At 39.9% G+C, this 15,755-nt stretch carries 16 protein-coding genes; 10 read left to right on the forward strand and 6 right to left on the reverse strand.

The window, feature by feature from the left end; translation table 11 throughout:
- Positions 1-163: 163 nt before the first annotated feature.
- From bfr to FTU19_RS08720, 3 genes are all read right to left on the reverse strand, one after another.
- Entirely contained in the window at positions 164-628 is a 465-nt protein-coding gene (bfr, locus tag FTU19_RS08710; RefSeq protein ID WP_180130817.1) for a bacterioferritin, read from the reverse strand.
- 226 nt (positions 629-854) lie between these two features.
- Positions 855-1,049, reverse strand: coding sequence for a bacterioferritin-associated ferredoxin (locus tag FTU19_RS08715; protein ID WP_004787097.1), 195 nt, complete (start codon positions 1,047-1,049; stop codon positions 855-857).
- Positions 1,050-1,268: 219 nt separating this feature from the next.
- Positions 1,269-1,652, reverse strand: a complete 384-nt coding sequence (locus FTU19_RS08720; RefSeq protein WP_004787096.1) for a RidA family protein — start codon at positions 1,650-1,652, stop codon at positions 1,269-1,271.
- Between the two features lie 131 nt (positions 1,653-1,783).
- Here FTU19_RS08720 and FTU19_RS08725 point away from each other — a divergent pair, with 131 nt between their 5' ends.
- On the forward strand, positions 1,784-2,842 hold the full coding sequence (locus tag FTU19_RS08725) for an RNA-guided endonuclease TnpB family protein (RefSeq protein ID WP_004787095.1): 1,059 nt from the start codon (positions 1,784-1,786) through the stop codon (positions 2,840-2,842).
- Between the two features lie 73 nt (positions 2,843-2,915).
- Here the strand turns inward: FTU19_RS08725 and FTU19_RS08730 are convergent, their stop codons facing one another.
- From FTU19_RS08730 to gmk, 3 genes are all read right to left on the reverse strand, one after another.
- Entirely contained in the window at positions 2,916-5,021 is a 2,106-nt protein-coding gene (locus FTU19_RS08730; RefSeq protein WP_180130821.1) for a bifunctional (p)ppGpp synthetase/guanosine-3',5'-bis(diphosphate) 3'-pyrophosphohydrolase, read from the reverse strand.
- 217 nt (positions 5,022-5,238) lie between these two features.
- On the reverse strand, positions 5,239-5,520 hold the full coding sequence (gene rpoZ / locus FTU19_RS08735; protein ID WP_004650579.1) for a DNA-directed RNA polymerase subunit omega: 282 nt from the start codon (positions 5,518-5,520) through the stop codon (positions 5,239-5,241).
- A 77-nt stretch (positions 5,521-5,597) separates the two neighbouring features.
- Positions 5,598-6,221 (reverse strand): guanylate kinase, encoded by a 624-nt coding sequence (gene gmk, locus FTU19_RS08740; RefSeq protein WP_004787090.1) that lies wholly within the window; start codon positions 6,219-6,221, stop codon positions 5,598-5,600.
- Between the two features lie 135 nt (positions 6,222-6,356).
- Here gmk and ispH point away from each other — a divergent pair, with 135 nt between their 5' ends.
- The 9 genes from ispH (at position 6,357) to rpsP (ending at position 15,754) form a co-directional block, all read left to right on the forward strand.
- Positions 6,357-7,307, forward strand: a complete 951-nt coding sequence (gene ispH, locus FTU19_RS08745) for a 4-hydroxy-3-methylbut-2-enyl diphosphate reductase (protein WP_180130824.1) — start codon at positions 6,357-6,359, stop codon at positions 7,305-7,307.
- A 164-nt stretch (positions 7,308-7,471) separates the two neighbouring features.
- Positions 7,472-7,936, forward strand: coding sequence for a Tfp pilus assembly protein FimT/FimU (locus FTU19_RS08750; protein ID WP_180025551.1), 465 nt, complete (start codon positions 7,472-7,474; stop codon positions 7,934-7,936).
- Positions 7,936-8,451 (forward strand): type IV pilus modification protein PilV, encoded by a 516-nt coding sequence (pilV, locus tag FTU19_RS08755; protein ID WP_180025552.1) that lies wholly within the window; start codon positions 7,936-7,938, stop codon positions 8,449-8,451. Before FTU19_RS08750 ends, pilV begins: the two co-directional genes overlap by 1 nt.
- Positions 8,452-9,498: a PilW family protein gene (locus FTU19_RS08760; protein WP_180025553.1), complete on the forward strand. Its 1,047-nt coding sequence runs from the start codon at positions 8,452-8,454 to the stop codon at positions 9,496-9,498.
- Positions 9,495-10,307, forward strand: coding sequence for a PilX N-terminal domain-containing pilus assembly protein (locus FTU19_RS08765; protein ID WP_180025554.1), 813 nt, complete (start codon positions 9,495-9,497; stop codon positions 10,305-10,307). Before FTU19_RS08760 ends, FTU19_RS08765 begins: the two co-directional genes overlap by 4 nt.
- 11 nt (positions 10,308-10,318) lie before the next feature.
- Positions 10,319-14,437: a PilC/PilY family type IV pilus protein gene (locus FTU19_RS08770; protein ID WP_180130827.1), complete on the forward strand. Its 4,119-nt coding sequence runs from the start codon at positions 10,319-10,321 to the stop codon at positions 14,435-14,437.
- Between the two features lie 12 nt (positions 14,438-14,449).
- A complete protein-coding gene (locus FTU19_RS08775) occupies positions 14,450-14,926 on the forward strand; it encodes a type IV pilin protein (RefSeq protein ID WP_218945691.1) in 477 nt (158 codons plus the stop codon).
- Positions 14,926-15,354, forward strand: coding sequence for a type IV pilin protein (locus FTU19_RS08780; protein ID WP_306669811.1), 429 nt, complete (start codon positions 14,926-14,928; stop codon positions 15,352-15,354). The genes FTU19_RS08775 and FTU19_RS08780 overlap by 1 nt, the downstream gene beginning before the upstream one ends.
- Positions 15,355-15,496: 142 nt before the next feature.
- Entirely contained in the window at positions 15,497-15,754 is a 258-nt protein-coding gene (gene rpsP / locus FTU19_RS08785) for a 30S ribosomal protein S16 (protein WP_004826436.1), read from the forward strand.
- Position 15,755 lies beyond the last annotated feature (1 nt).

A 15,755-nucleotide genomic window follows, 5' to 3' on the forward strand; every position in this document is an offset into this window, starting at 1 on the left:
TTAATGGAAAAATCTAAAAGGTATGTTTTACCGAAAAAAAGAAGTAGAAACTACCCACGAGTTGTGAAAGGGAAACCACAGAAATACCCAAAAAAATGCCAGTCAATCTCTTAACTGACTGGCATTAAGCAAGAGCTGGCTTTTTTATTGATTCATTCTAAGTTTAGAGCTGGCTTTGAATATAGTTTTCGATACCCATACTTTCGATAAGATCTAGCTGAGTCGTAGTCCAGTCCAGATATTCCTCTTCTTTTTCCAGAATTTCTCGCACTAAGTCTCGAGTCACATAATCCATCTGTGTTTCTGCCAAAGCCACAGCCTGCTGAATGACTTCAATATTTTCTTTTACTTTACGTACATCACAATGCAGTACTTCTTGAGTATGCTGGCCAATATACAATTTGCCAAGATGTTGTAGGTTTGGTAAGCCTTCCAGAAATAAAATACGTTCAATGATTTTATCGGCATGCTTCATCTGGCGGATGGACTCTTTATATTCTGCCGAACCCAGTTTTTCAATGCCCCAGTCATTAAACATGCGTGAATGCAGGAAATACTGGTTAATCGCTGTAAGGTGGTGATACAACACCTGGTTCAGCTGATTAATTACATCACGATTGCCTTTCATCGTATCACTCCATATAGCCTGTTGACCCATTTATCGCTATGGGTTTTTGATTAACTTATCTTAAATCAATCGAGTGAGCAATGGCGAGTAATTTATTGAACTGCAAATGAAAATCGCAATCAAAAAGCTTCAGGTGAAATATAAAGCAATAAAAACCCGCCAGAGTCAGAGGCGGGGGAGGAGTAATGATACGAGACCATTGATTTTATAATTATCGTTATCCGCTTTAGGCAGCAACCGCTAGCCGTGCAGCAATCTGGGAAATTTCATCACTGATGATCATTCTAGCTTCTGGCGCGCAACGACCACAACACGTCCCTAGATCAAGCATTTCGCGTACATCACGGTAACTTTCGGCGCCATTTGCAATAGCATCTTTAATGTCTTGATCTGTAATGCCACGGCATAGACAAACGTACATAGGATACAACCACAGTGAATAAATAAGATAAGAGATATTATTGATAATTGTTATCGTTTGTCAATAAAAATCATTTGAAAATGCTTTTTATAATGATTGGTGATTTAGATAAAAAAATATCACTCAAGCAAAAATCCGATTATTGCTCGGGTTTTTGCTTGAGTGATTCATGATTGCAAACGAAATATAGAAGCTTAGGTGTTACATAAATTTTAAAAATTATTGCTGAATGATGACTACGCCATCCATCTCGACCAGAGCATCTTTCGGTAGGCTGGCAACACCGAGTGCTGCACGTGCTGGATAAGGCTGGGCAAAATATTCACCCATAATCTGATTCACCAGCTGGAAGTGCGATAAATCAGTCAGATAAATATTCAGTTTGGCGATGTCTGCCAGAGAGCCACCGGCCGCTTCGCAGACGGCTTTTAAATTATCGAATACACGGCGAATCTGTGCTTCAATGCCTTCAACCAGTTCCATGCTGTATGGATCTAAACCTATTTGACCAGATAGATACAGGGTATCGCCCACAAGAATGGCTTGCGAATAGGTGCCAATGGCAGCAGGGGCATTTTCAGTATGGATTACTTGGCGGAACATTAATTTCTCCTTTTATCAAATGGAGCGTAAAACTCTGTCCTTCAGGGCAGAGATATAAGCGATACGACATAAAATGTCGTTGAATTTTTTAAAATCAACACCTTTAATTTAACATGATCTAAAATAAGCTCATGAAAACACTTAAATTACGCATAAAAGACAAACATTGCAAGGTGCTAGACCAATTAGCATCTGAGGTGAACTTTGTTTGGAATTATGTGAATGATTTGAGTTTCAAACACCTGAAAAGAACAGGTGACTTTTTCTCAGCATTTGATATGACTCAATACACAAAAGGAACTTCAAAATTGTGTGGTTTGCATAGTCAAACAGTGCAAGGGATAACAGAAGAATATGTTGATAAAAGAAGACAACACAAGAAAGCAAAGCTGAAATGGCGTGTGAGTAACAAGAAGTCAGCAAGACGTTCGCTTGGTTGGATACCATTTAAAAAAGTAGCGATTAAATATGCTGATGGATATGTGCAATACGGCAAGCAGAAATTTAAGCTATGGGATAGCTACGGCATAAGTAAATACAGCGTGAGAACAGGCTCATTCGTTGAGGATAGTCGTGGGCGCTGGTATGTGTGTCTTGTTGTGGACTCACCTAAACAAGACAAACCAACGGCAACTAAAGCGATTGGTATTGATCTTGGTCTAAAAGACGTTGCCACCTGCTCAGATGGTACTGTAATTTCAAATCCTAAGTTTTACCGTAATTACGAGCAGAAATTAGGGATTGCTCAAAGAGCAAGAAATAAAAAACGTGTACGTGCATTACACGCTAAAATTGCCAATTGTCGTAAAGACCATTTGCATAAAGCAAGCACTCTGCTTGTGAAAGAAAATGCACTGATTGTTGTAGGTGACTTAAGTGCGAGCAAACTTGTAAAAACCAAGATGGCGAAATCTGTTTTGGACACAGGATTTTCAGCACTGAAAACAATGCTCAAGTATAAATGCGAGAACGCAGGGGTATTGTTTGAGGAAGTCAGTGAGAAATTCACAACCCAAATCTGTTCGTGCTGCGGTGAAATCACCTCTAGCAGTCCCAAAGGTAGAACAGATTTGCGAATAAGAGTATGGGAATGTGAGTGTGGAAGTATAAATCATCGTGATTTAAATTCCGCTAAGAACATACTTGCGCTTGGGCATGAGCGTCTAGCAGTAGGAATCCGCTTGCTTTAGCTGGAGGATGTCAACATCAACATACATCATATTAGATCAATTCAACTGACAAAAGCATTATCGTTTTAAATGATTAACTGGCTTTAGAGGTTTCAGCAATATTGAGCGGTTGTTCTAAGCGGGTAATACGTGGAAAACCAAAATGCATGCGTAAATCACGAATAATCTTGGCAATCTGTTTACGGTTATGCACCACAATATTTACATAAGTTTTGCCATCATAATTACGCACCATCTCTACACCTGTATGGCCTTTACGACATTGATAAATCAGATCGGAAATCTGTTCATCGTCCATGGCCTGATCAATACAGAGATAGGCAGTAAAGCTGACATCATCCAGATCTTCAGTCGTCCATTGTAGAGGCATAATATTTTCAGGATGCATATGTTGTTCCTGCAATAAATTATGGCAACGGGCACGATGTACAATTAGGCCACGACGAGTCAGATGACCTTGAATTGGATCACCAAGTACCGGGTTGCAGCAATGTGCGTATTTAACATCTACACCTTCTGTACCCTGAATAAGACGACCTGAACTATTCGCATTTTGATGCTGGTCATGTGCAAATAAATGGTTAGCAACCAGTTGTGGTAATAAGTCACCTACAGCAATCTGTTCAAATAGTTGCTCTTTAGTGGGAACATGACGCCATTCCAGTACATTTTTCCAGTCAGCTTCGGTCAGATCGAGAATAGAACACTGGAAAAGTTTTAAGGCACGGTTGAGGGCCTGTTGACCCACAAGGCGCTGTTCATCAATGTCTTGATCGCGCAGGATATTCTGAATCGCGCGACGGGCTTTTTGGGTGTTAATAAAACTGAGCCAGTCCGGGTTTGGGGTTGCAAGAACATCAGTGATAACTTCAACGACCTGACCACTCAATAATGGCGTAGAAAGCGGTTTGGTTTCACCATTAATTTTAGCGCCAATAGCGTGGTTACCCAGGAACAGGCTGGCAGCATAGGCAAAATCAACTGCAGTCGCACCTTGCGGTAATTCATGCAGATGACCGTGAGGGGTATAAACCCAAATTTTTTCCTGATGTAGATAATCCAGTAATTCACTGAACGTAGTCTTGGCACATTCGCCATCAACGAGTACGTTCAGGTTTTGCATGGATGCCTGAATGGCAGAGCGGCAGGCCTGAGGGGCATTTTCACCAAGTACGACGCCAAAGCGTGCGGCTTTACGCATTAGTTCAGTTTGAATAGTCAGCGATAAAGTAGTCTTTTCGCCTTTTAAGCGCATGGTTAAAGACTGGTTGCCGCCCGGAAGAGGGCGACGGATATTATCTTGATAATTTTGAACCGTAAAACTCTCAGTCAGGATATCGGCCAGGCGGTCACAGTCGGCAATGCTCTCTAAGATAATTTCAAATGCGTGGCTATGCGTAAGTTCCTGCAGATCAATATCATTTTTTACAAAGTGGCGTAATAGCTCGATATTATTGTTTTTCTTTTTAACCCGGCCTTCAATCGCATATTGCTGTAATAGTTCGTTAAGTTTCTGTTCCCACTTGGCCTGATATTCACAGCGTTTAGGCTTGGTTTCTAGAAGGGCTGCCTGGACATCATTGTACATATCCAGATCCAGATTCTGATAACACAGATGTTCCAGATTATCAGCCATTTCGTTCATGCCGACCAAGCGTGCCATTGGAACGAAAATTTCAAAGGTTTCGCGGGCAATACGGGCACGTTTATCCGGGCGTAGCGCTTCTAGCGTAGTCATATTGTGATAGCGATCTGCCAGTTTCACAATAATGACACGTGGATCCTGTAGAGTCGCTTGCAGAATTTTACGGAAAGAGGCCGCTTTATTATATTCCTTATCACTAGAATGGCTGAGCTTGGTGACACCATCAACCAGCTCTGCAACCGTGCTGCCAAATTTTTCAGTAATGTCATCTTTATTGAAGTCGGTATCTTCAATGACATCATGCAGCAGCGCTGCCATTAAGGTTTCAGTATCTAGACGCATATGGGCCAGAATACAGCTCACCGCGATAGGGTGCAGAATATAAGGTTCACCACTTTTACGGGTAATGCCATCATGGGCAATATCGGCATAATCACAGGCCGCAAGCACACGTTCGACATCGCTTTCACTTAAATACGCGTCGATGATGATTTTTAACTGTTGCTTAGCTTCACTGACCTGTGGGCCTGGCATAAAACACCTTTAAAACTGGATTTTTTAACAAATAAAACAGAGAAAGCTCGTATGAAATGTATAACATAAAGTGGGTCAGTTTTTTCATATCAACAAGTGAAAAATTTATACTGACTTTAGAGCTAACCCTTATGTTATAACCGTTCTGTGCAAAATATAAAAGTCACAGAACAAAAAAAGCCTAGTTTAAAACTAGGCTTTTTGGAATGGTTTATTCTTATTGGAAAGAAAAACCATCTAAATTTAGATTATTTGCAGAAAGAGCAAGGTCTAAACTTGAAGTTTGATAATCTTGATCACGTTGTTTCAAAATATCTTTTGATACATGACCTGCAGCGATTTCACGTAAAGCAACTACAGTTGGTTTATCATTGTCCCATTCTACAGTTGGTTCAATGCCTTGACGTGCCAATTGACGCGCGCGTTTGCTTGCCACTAGTACAAGCTCAAAGCGGTTGTCTACATGGTCTAAACAATCTTCAACGGTTACGCGTGCCATAAGAATTCTCGTTTTGAATAGTAAATTTCAACAGACTGCACAGTATAAAATGCTTTGTCTGGAGACTCAAGTTTTAATCACTGTTCGCTTGGAGTAATTAGAGCCTGGATCAGTTTTTCATGGCGGGTCGCTTGCTGGGAAAGGACCAGTCGATTAGCAATAATCACAGATTCAAGATCATGCAATGCCTTATTAAAGTCATCATTGATAATGACATAATCAAAGTTGACGTACTGCTGCATGTCTTCGACTGCACAGCTAAGACGGTGTTCAATCACTTCAACAGAGTCTGTACCACGGTTGGAAAGACGCTGACGCAAATCGAACTGACTTGGCGGAAGAATGAAAATCTGTTTAGATTCAGGAAAAAGTCGACGGACTTGTTGCGCACCTTGCCAGTCAATTTCAAGTAGTACATCATGACCTTTAGCAAGTTGTTCTTTTACAGTCGCTTGTGCTGTGCCGTAATAATTACCAAAGACTTCGGCATATTCAATAAAACCACCTTCCTCGACCAGATTCAAAAAATCTTCTTTAGTCGAGAAATGATAATGTACGCCATCGAGTTCGCCAGGTCGTTGACCGCGTGTCGTATGAGAAACAGAAACATGAAGATTGTTGACACGTTCAAGTAATGCTTTAACGAGGGATGTTTTGCCCGTTCCAGACGCTGCAGAAACGACAAACAAGAGACCCGACATGATATTTTTCCTGATATGATAAAATATCTTCTCTATTTTAGAGTAGACCGGCTTTAAACTAAATAGTTGTACGTCGATTGTTTTACATTTATTTCAATTGTAGCGCCATAAATTGAGTGAGTATTGAGGATTTCTATGGAAATTGTTTTAGCTAACCCGCGTGGTTTCTGTGCCGGTGTGGATCGTGCCATTGCGATCGTGAACCGTGCCCTAGAATGCTTTAATCCACCTATTTATGTGCGTCATGAAGTAGTCCACAACAAATTCGTAGTTGATGACTTGCGCCGGCGTGGTGCGATCTTTGTCGATGAGCTAGATGAAGTTCCGGATGACAATATCGTGATTTTTAGTGCACATGGGGTGTCTAAGGCTGTGCAGCAGGAAGCCGAACGCCGAGGTTTAAAAGTTTTTGATGCGACCTGTCCATTGGTCACTAAAGTACATATTGAAGTGACCAAATATGCCCGTGAGGGAGTAGAAGCGATTCTGATTGGTCATGAGGGTCACCCAGAAGTTGAAGGCACTATGGGGCAATATGATAAAAATAATGGCGGTGACATTTATCTGGTCGAAGATGAAGATGACGTCGCTGCTTTAACAGTTCGTAATCCTGAGAAAGTCGCTTTTGTGACCCAAACGACTTTGTCGATTGACGATACAGCGAAAGTCATTGATGCGCTTCGCAAAAAATTTCCGAATATTCAAGGTCCACGCAAAGATGATATTTGCTATGCGACACAAAACCGTCAGGATGCAGTACGTGATTTAGCTGCACGTTGTGATGTCGTGCTGGTTGTAGGATCACCGAATTCATCGAATTCAAATCGCTTGCGCGAACTGGCGGAACGTATGGGTAAAGCAGCCTATTTGGTTGATAATGCAGATGAGCTCAAGCAGGAATGGTTTACCAATATTTCTAAAATTGGGGTAACCGCAGGTGCTTCCGCCCCGGAAATTTTAATTAAGCAGGTGATTCAGCGGCTACAGGACTGGGGTGCGGCCATACCTCAAGAATTAAATGGTCGTGAAGAAAATATAACTTTTAGTTTGCCAAAAGAATTGCGAATTCCAGTCACACAAGCCTAAAGGGTGATGTATTTAATCAACTGATTTTTACTTTTAAATGGACAGATAACTACTTTTTGCAGTTATCTGTTTTTTTATGCCATTTATCCTGATTTGTGTTAGTTGTGTAATTTAATTATATATTATCTTTAATGGGGTAAAGTTTTGTTGCCTGGGGAGGTTGTATGCAGAAAAAGAATGGATTTACGCTGATTGAGCTCATGGTGACGATTGCGGTATTGGGGATTATTGCTGGAATGGCTGCTCCCTCAATGAGTAATACCTTAGAAAAAAGCAGATTTCAAAAAAAAGAAAGAGAGCTTGTATTAATAGTGAATCATGCAAAAAGTCAAGCTATCTTAAAACGCACTGATATCACTTTAAATTTGAATTCCAGCATTGCTAATACGGAAACAGCGATGAATTGGGAGAAAGGAGCTAATGTGAATTTAACCATTCAAACCCTAGCTGAAGACCAATCATTAGGGAGTTATTCGGGAACAAATTTAATATTTAATAAAAATGGTGTGGTTAGCAGCTTAAATCAAGATGCTTTGATTAGTTTATGTAATACAAAGTTGAAAATAAAAAAACAACTTGTCTTAACCAAGCTGGGTGGTATTTATTCTAAGCTTGAAGGAAGTTGCTGATGAAATACATAAGATATCAGGCGGGCGTAGGGATGATTGAGGTTTTGGTTGCCTTACTTGTGCTTGCTTTGGGGGTGTTGGGATATGTGGCCGTACAATTACGTGCAATAGATGCTTCTGCAGAGGCTTTGACAAAATCACAAGCAATTCTAGTGATGCGTGGATTAGCAGAAAATATTAGAAGTAATCCAGTTGCAATGTCTACCTATCCAGCTCAAGTCCAATCATATATTGGTTACTCTTCATCAACGAGTGAACCTACGACATGTTTAAATTCAGTTTGTACACCTGAGCAAATGGCAACTTATGATGCTTATAGTGCAGCAAAAAATGCTGATCAGTATGGCATGAAACTGACGATGGATGATTGCCCGGGTGTAACTACCTCCATGAGTATGCGACGTAAATGTTTATATACATTTTGGGGTAAGACTACTCCAATAATCAGCAATTGTATGACTACGACAGGAACCTATGTGAGTGGTTCTACCTGTTTAATGATGGAGGTGTATTAAATGTTGAAACTAGCTCCTTCATTACAAAAAGGATTTACGCTTATTGAGTTAATCGTTGCACTGACTCTGGGTTTGATTCTTGTTGCTGCAGCAATTCAATTATTTACTGGTGGCATTATGTCAAGCCAGCTGCAACGCGCAAATGCTGAAATTCAGGATAATGGCGTATTTGGTTTGGACTTTATGTTACGTGATATACGTTTATCAAATGTAGGTAATATTAATAATTTAGAGTTAACTGATCAAACAGCCTATGGTGGTATTGTCCTGACAGCTTCAACAGCTACAAACTCAAATAATGTAAATTTTATTTCTTCTATTGCAGCCAATACGTACCTTCCTGATGCATTATTAAGTCGAGGAATGGGGGATACTGTCTCCACAACAGATAACCATTGGAAAGGTTTGTCCAATGTGAAAGATGATATGGGAGTAGCTCAAAATAGTGATCAGTTAACGATTCAGTTTATTGCGCCTTCAGATATGTTCAACTGTGAGGGGCAGCAGGTCTTTGCTGGTGACTTGGTCGTACAGCGTTACTTCTTAAGAGTGGATGCGAATGGTACGGGAACGACAGATTTGGCCTTGGCTTGTGATGCGAATACACCAGCAACGACAGCCGCTACTGCTTCTGCCACACCTTCTACAATCAGTGGTTTGGGAACAGCAGGGCAAATTCTTATTCCTCGCGTGGATCATTTTCATGTTTTATTAAAAGCGAGAGATCATGCTGGAAATCTTGTTTTATATACGATTCCGCAATATCGAGAGGCTGCAATTCAAGCGCGTAAAGTTGTTACAGCGGATGATGCAACAGATGAAGATCCAGAAAAAGCGGCATCAAATCCGCCAAGAATTTTAGCTGTACAAGTATCGGTACTTATTCGTTCGACAAATAATGCGAATAATCCAGTTTTGGATCCTGTAAATGCAAGCTATGTGATGCTTGATAAAACAATTAAGGCAAGTGATACCACGAATCGTTTCTTGAGAAGGGTATATAACTCAACTATTTCTTTGCGCAATGGTATGGGAGAAGATTTATGAGATATCAATTAGTCAATAAGTCTTTTTCTCAAAGAGGTGCTACTTTAATCGTTGTATTAGTTATCCTTCTTGTGATTACTATGGTCGGAGTTTTGGCAATTCGGGTGGCGATCGTTTCTTTAGCAGTAGCCACAAATAGCCAAGTTGATCAGCTAAACTTCCAATCTGCCGACACACCCCTAGCACTTGTTTCTCAAATCAATCCCACTGACTTAACAAATCTGAGTAATGTGATTGGTGCTAGCTTAAGAGAGCATGAGAATAATCCCGGGGCTGAATATGTATTTTGTTACCAGCCCATCTCAACGACAGCAAAATTTGCTCAAACTAAGGACGCGATTCGTATTCGATTTGATAGTAGTGCTAATAGTATATCTAAAGAAGCTGGTACAGTTGATGGATTTTGTAATCTAAATAGTGACTTCGGTAGTAAACGCCAAGCTGTTTTAACTCAGGTGGCGGTCAGTGTGCCAATTGATGCAAGTAATAATAGACCTGGTGCTAATTTGCCAAGAGGTACAAATGTTTCTGAAGGTACACAACTTCCCAAAAGTATGACATCAGCACAGCGAGTGAGGGTTACGACAACCTCAATGCTTCCAGCCTATTCGTCAGAAACGACATCTTCTATACAGGAGAGTTGTTTGAGTGCTGCAAACATAAAGATTAGTGATAATTTGGCACCTGATTTAAGTTCACAGGAAACACTAGCAGATTGCTTAAAATCTAAAAATGTTCCATTTAATGTGCATGTTCAAGAGTTTAATTATATCAATAAATTGACTGAAGTAATGGCACCAGGTGGTTAAGGGGGAATTGTATGAATATGAAATTATTAAATTTTAAAATAAATAAATTGTGGTATGCCGTTTCTACAAGTTCTTTTGCACTGACTTGGTTAACGGTTTCGTCAGTAGTCCAAGCTAGTGATCTGCAAATTTATGCCAAGCCCGAAGGTGGTCAAACGACGGTTATACTGATGCTAGATAACTCAGGATCAATGGATAGGACTTATACCAGTGAAGGAAGTTTAACTCGATTACAGCGATTAAAAAATGGAGTAAATGACCTGTTAACTAAAGATACCGTTACATTAGCTAATGGTACAGTTGTAGATTTACGCAATGCTTATGTGGGATTGGGCGTGTTCGCAGATTCTGCAAGTCGTTATGACGGACAGATTAAGGTGCCTGCAGCTCCGTTAGGAGATGCTTCAACGCTGACAACCTCTGGTTCACAACGTTTTAAACTAAGAGCAGCTGTAAATGCAATGGATGGATCAAGTTGGACTCCTTCTGCAAATGCGATGGCGGAAGCGGCAGCCTATTTGTTAGGTACAACTACTTTTTGGGAAAAAACGACTTATCCAACAATTCAAAAACAAGTTTATCGGTTATCCCGAAAATACACCGCGAGTGGTACTGGCAGTGGGTCAGCAAATAGAACCTACACATATACTTATGATTTTGAAACTTGTAACAGATGGAATGAAACGAATTTCACTACAAAAGTTCAAGAATGTAATAGATGGATTAGTAAAGTTTCAAAAACGGTTACAGAAGATAAATATGCAAATAGGTCTAGTCCAACATGGAAAGATCAAAGTACTATAATTACTGGATCATATGATGGGCCAAATTTGTCCAGTTACACAAATCCATCTCGGGGTGATTTGCAGTACATAACATTATATGTGAATGATGACACTCAACCTTATGTGATTAATGCAAATACAAATCGTACTAATAGTGGTATATCAGCTGCTAAAGGTAGTACCAGAAATCCAGATATTCTGGTAGAGAAATCTGCTTCTGATATAAATCTAAGATATAAATCTCCTTTACCTGCCAACTCTGTGAGTTGTGATGGACAGGGGATTTATTTTTTATCTGACGGCTTGCCAAATATGACAACAACAGAAAGTGTTGAGCCATTAATGCAAACAGTATTAGAGGATGATACTTTTACATGTCCTGTCAGTAATAATGATACACCTGCAACAGTAAATGATTTGCCTAATCCCGTTGGTGATGGTACAGGTTATGATGCTTGGGGGCGCTATACTGATAATTTACAATCTAACTGGAACTGCATGGGGGCATTAGCTAAGCGGCTTTTCAGTGGAAATAATCCCAAAGTAAGATCAATTAATACTGCTTTTGTTGGTTTTGGTAGTGCATTTTCAAATATGACAGCAAATACTGCTGAAGCTAGAGGTGCGAAATATGCTTGTAAATTAGGTTCAAAATTGACAGGTGATGTATGTTCGCCTGATGCAAGTGACTCGAGTCTAAAGAATCCATCTGAAGGGTTCGGAAATGGTGGGTTTTATTATGTCACAACAGATACTCAGGTAACACAAAGTATCGCCAGCTTTATTAAGGATAATCAAAATGGAGTTGTTGCACCTTTAGCAACAGGGCAAATTACAGTCCCTTATGACGCCTTAAATCCAAATATGCTACAGAATTATGGCTATTTACGTGCTTTAGAACCCAATCCTGCAAGTAATCATGTGACATGGCGTGGAAATTTAAAAAAATATGAAGTTATTCAATCCGGTATTACTACGGGGGCATTTCAAGGTAATTCTGGTGGATTGGTTTTTGACAACTTAGGTAAGTTTAGAACTGGAACTAAAGACTTCTGGAATAGCAGTGATTATAGTGATGGTGGTCTTACGTGGTTAGGTGGTGCATACTCAAAAGTTCCTTTACCTATATTAGGGCAAACACAAACAGTGGATGCAGCAGGTAAAGTAACTCGTTATGCTTACAATGCGTCTAATAATATTCGTAATATATTTACTGACATTAGTGCTGCTACCTCAACGGCTTTAACTAAGCAGTCGACTAAAGATAGTCCTTTATTAAGAATTCCAGCGGCTCCAGAAGGAACTAATCCTTTTACTAGTCCTACTAGTACAGCAAATTATGTTTTAGGTAAATTTAATTCATCGAGTGGACAGCCAATCCTCAGAGATTTGGCATTAACTATAAAGTTAAAACTGCTAAATTATTTAGGTTATAACGTCGATATCAATACAACGACTTTACCTACAAGTTTAACCACTTCAAATGCACCACATCTTTCGATGGGGGCAAGTATTTATTCTTCGCCAGTTCAGTTAACTTATTCAGGAACCTTGGATGCAAATGGTAATTTGACCAATGCACGTGACCAAGCAATCTTGTATGGATCTTCCGAAGGGGGATTACATCTTGTTGATGCTTCTTCTGGTGAAGAGAAAATGGTATTTATACCTGCCGATATTTTAGAGCATTCAATTGCATCTAAAGGTTTGGTTCCAAATACAATTGATTCAGGAAATGTTCCGACACATGGAGTAGATGCAACCTGGGTATCTGATGCAGCATACAATTATAATGAAACCACGACAAAAGATGCAGGGGGGAAGGATCAAACCACTTCACAGATTAAAGCTCGAAAGATGAATATTTATGGTGGCTTACGTATGGGTGGTTCTAGCTATTATGGTTTAGATGTGCTCAACCCAGCATCACCTAAATTTTTATTTAGAATTTACCCTGCTAATATTACAGGAAAAGGTGATTATAGCCGTCTGGGGCAGACATGGTCTAAACCTGTATTAGCAAATGTTCGGCATAATGGTCAAATTAAACGGGCGATGATTGTCGGTGGTGGTTATGACATGTGTTATGAGAATCCTCGCTTCCAACTTAGTGCAACAGTTGATAATACTGAATATCCAAATCTAAATTGCACCAATAAACCTGAAGCTCAAGGTAATGCTATATATGTTATTGATGCATCGGATGGAACGCTTATCTGGTCTGCAACTTATGATGCAAGTGCAGCAATTACGGATGGTAAAAAATATCTTCGGCATAGTATTGTGAGTCGTATTAGTACATTAGATCGTGATGCTGATGGTTTAGTAGATCATCTTTATTTCGGTGACCTAGGTGGACAAATTTTCCGTGTTGATTTAAACAATAATCAGGTTAAAACAGCTAGTCAATATAGTGATTTTGGGGTTCGTGTGGTTCGTTTAGCGGATTTAGCAACGAATGATACTGTTGCTGATTCGAGTAATGACTATACAGGAAGCAAAGCTCCACGCTTTTATGAGTCACCAACAGTCACTATTCATGATGAGGGGGCGCATACCTTCATAACTTTAGGAATTGCATCAGGTGATCGCAGTACACCATTAGACGTATCGCCGACAGGTACGACAGGTCGAGATAACATGAAGCCAGCAGCGGCATTAACCGACCGACCTGTAAACAATGTGTATGGAATTATTGATAAAGATTTTATTAAACGGGATCTAATCACAGGTACGCCTACTTTAGAAACGATCAATAAAGTCAGAACTAACTTAAGAAAAAACCCACAGATACTTGCGAGTGGTGAAACTGTTTCAAACATTTTCTTTCCTGCATCAGGCGCTGGGAAGGATGGTTGGTATAGATCACTTTCGAGCACAAATGACGGTACTGATAAAGCAATTGGCACAGGTAAAATTCGTGTTAAAGGTGGGTTAAAAGCCTTTGAAGAGCCAATTGCAATTACAGGTAATTTAATGGTACCGGTTTATGATCCTGAGGGAACTGGAGTTGGAAGCAATATTCCATGTATGCCACGTGTGGTAGGTGAAACAGACTGGCAAACATTCTGTTTGCCATTTGGAGTTTGTTTAAAATCAGATGGAACTATAAATAGTAATAAAGAACAGCTAACAGGCTTTAAGTTGGATAGAACTGGGAAAAATTCCAATGTTATTGGTCCAGGTATTCGAAGTATTTCACTTGTACCAAAAACTGATTCTACTACTGGTAGTTCATCTACAAGCTGTGGAAAAATTACGATGGCAGGCAATACAGCTGGAACAGGTGAGTGGCAATGTACCAGTCATTTTATTCCAACACGATGGTATGAGCGTTATCGTTAATAGGATATATGAATGAAAAGATCTTTAACGATAAGATTCAATCAGGGATTTACCCTGATTGAATTGATGATTGTAGTGGTGGTGATTGCTATTTTGGCAGCAATTGCAATGCCGAGTTATCAGGCATATGGGCGTAAAGCAAATGCTGCTTTTGCTCAGCAGGAAATATTAAAATTAGCTGATCAACTGGAAAGACATAAGACTCGGAACTTCAATTATAAAAATTTTGCTATAAGCACGATTACACTTAATCGTGGTGGATACACTCTTGCCATTACAGATGATACAACCGCAGGAAATGCATTAAATTCAACAGCAACTAATGGTCAGACTTGGGTGATTAAAGCTACAACTCCAAATAATCGTAATATGAAGCTTATTGCGAAAAGTACGGGTTTACGATGCCAAAGTATTAGCTCAACCTCTGTTGATAATAATTGCGGCGGTTCAGTATGTACGACATGTGAAACTAATAGTGAGGCTTGGTAATGCGTAATGGATTCACATTAATTGAAATGATGATTGTTGTAGCAATTATAGGAATCATTGCTGCAATTGCACTACCAAGTTATTCTCAATATAAAAAAAGAATAAACCGGGCAGATGTTCAAGCAGAAATGTTGAATATTGCTCAAAAATTAGAGTCTTATAAGCTAGCTAATTTTAAATATCCTGTTACTGCAACCATGACAAGCTTATATGGAGGTACAACTTATCCTAAAACTGGAACTCCACTTTTTGATCTAGAGTTTTCGAGTTTAACAGATACCGAATGGGAGATGAGAGCCACACCAATTCTAGGCGCAGCACAAGCAGGTGATGGGGTTATTTGTCTGAACTATCAAGGTCAAAAGTTTTGGGGCAAAGGTGCGACTACTTGTGCGTTATCTACAACATCCAACTGGGACGGCCGCTAACTAAATCCAAAATTGTAGCTAACCTACTTTTAATCTTTCATTCAGGGCAAACTTCGCGTAAAATATGGCCCTCTATGAAAGGGGTTTGAAGTGTTCCGGTGGTCGGTACATGAATAATCCGTAAAAACTATAAGGTTCTATCATGGTTGTTATTCGTCTTGCACGCGGTGGTGCTAAAAAACGTCCGTTCTATCAAATCATTGTGACTGATAGCCGTAATGCACGTGACGGTCGTTTCATCGAACGTATCGGTTTCTTCAACCCTACAGCTCAAGGTAAAGCAGAAAAACTTCGTTTAGATGCTGACCGTTTTGCTCACTGGGTTTCTCAAGGTGCTCAACCTTCTGAACGTGTTGCTTCTCTAGCTGCTCAAGCTAAGAAAGCTGCAGCTGCTGCTTAAT

The organism is Acinetobacter sp. YH12072 (assembly GCF_013419565.1).
Lineage (GTDB): Bacteria > Pseudomonadota > Gammaproteobacteria > Pseudomonadales > Moraxellaceae > Acinetobacter.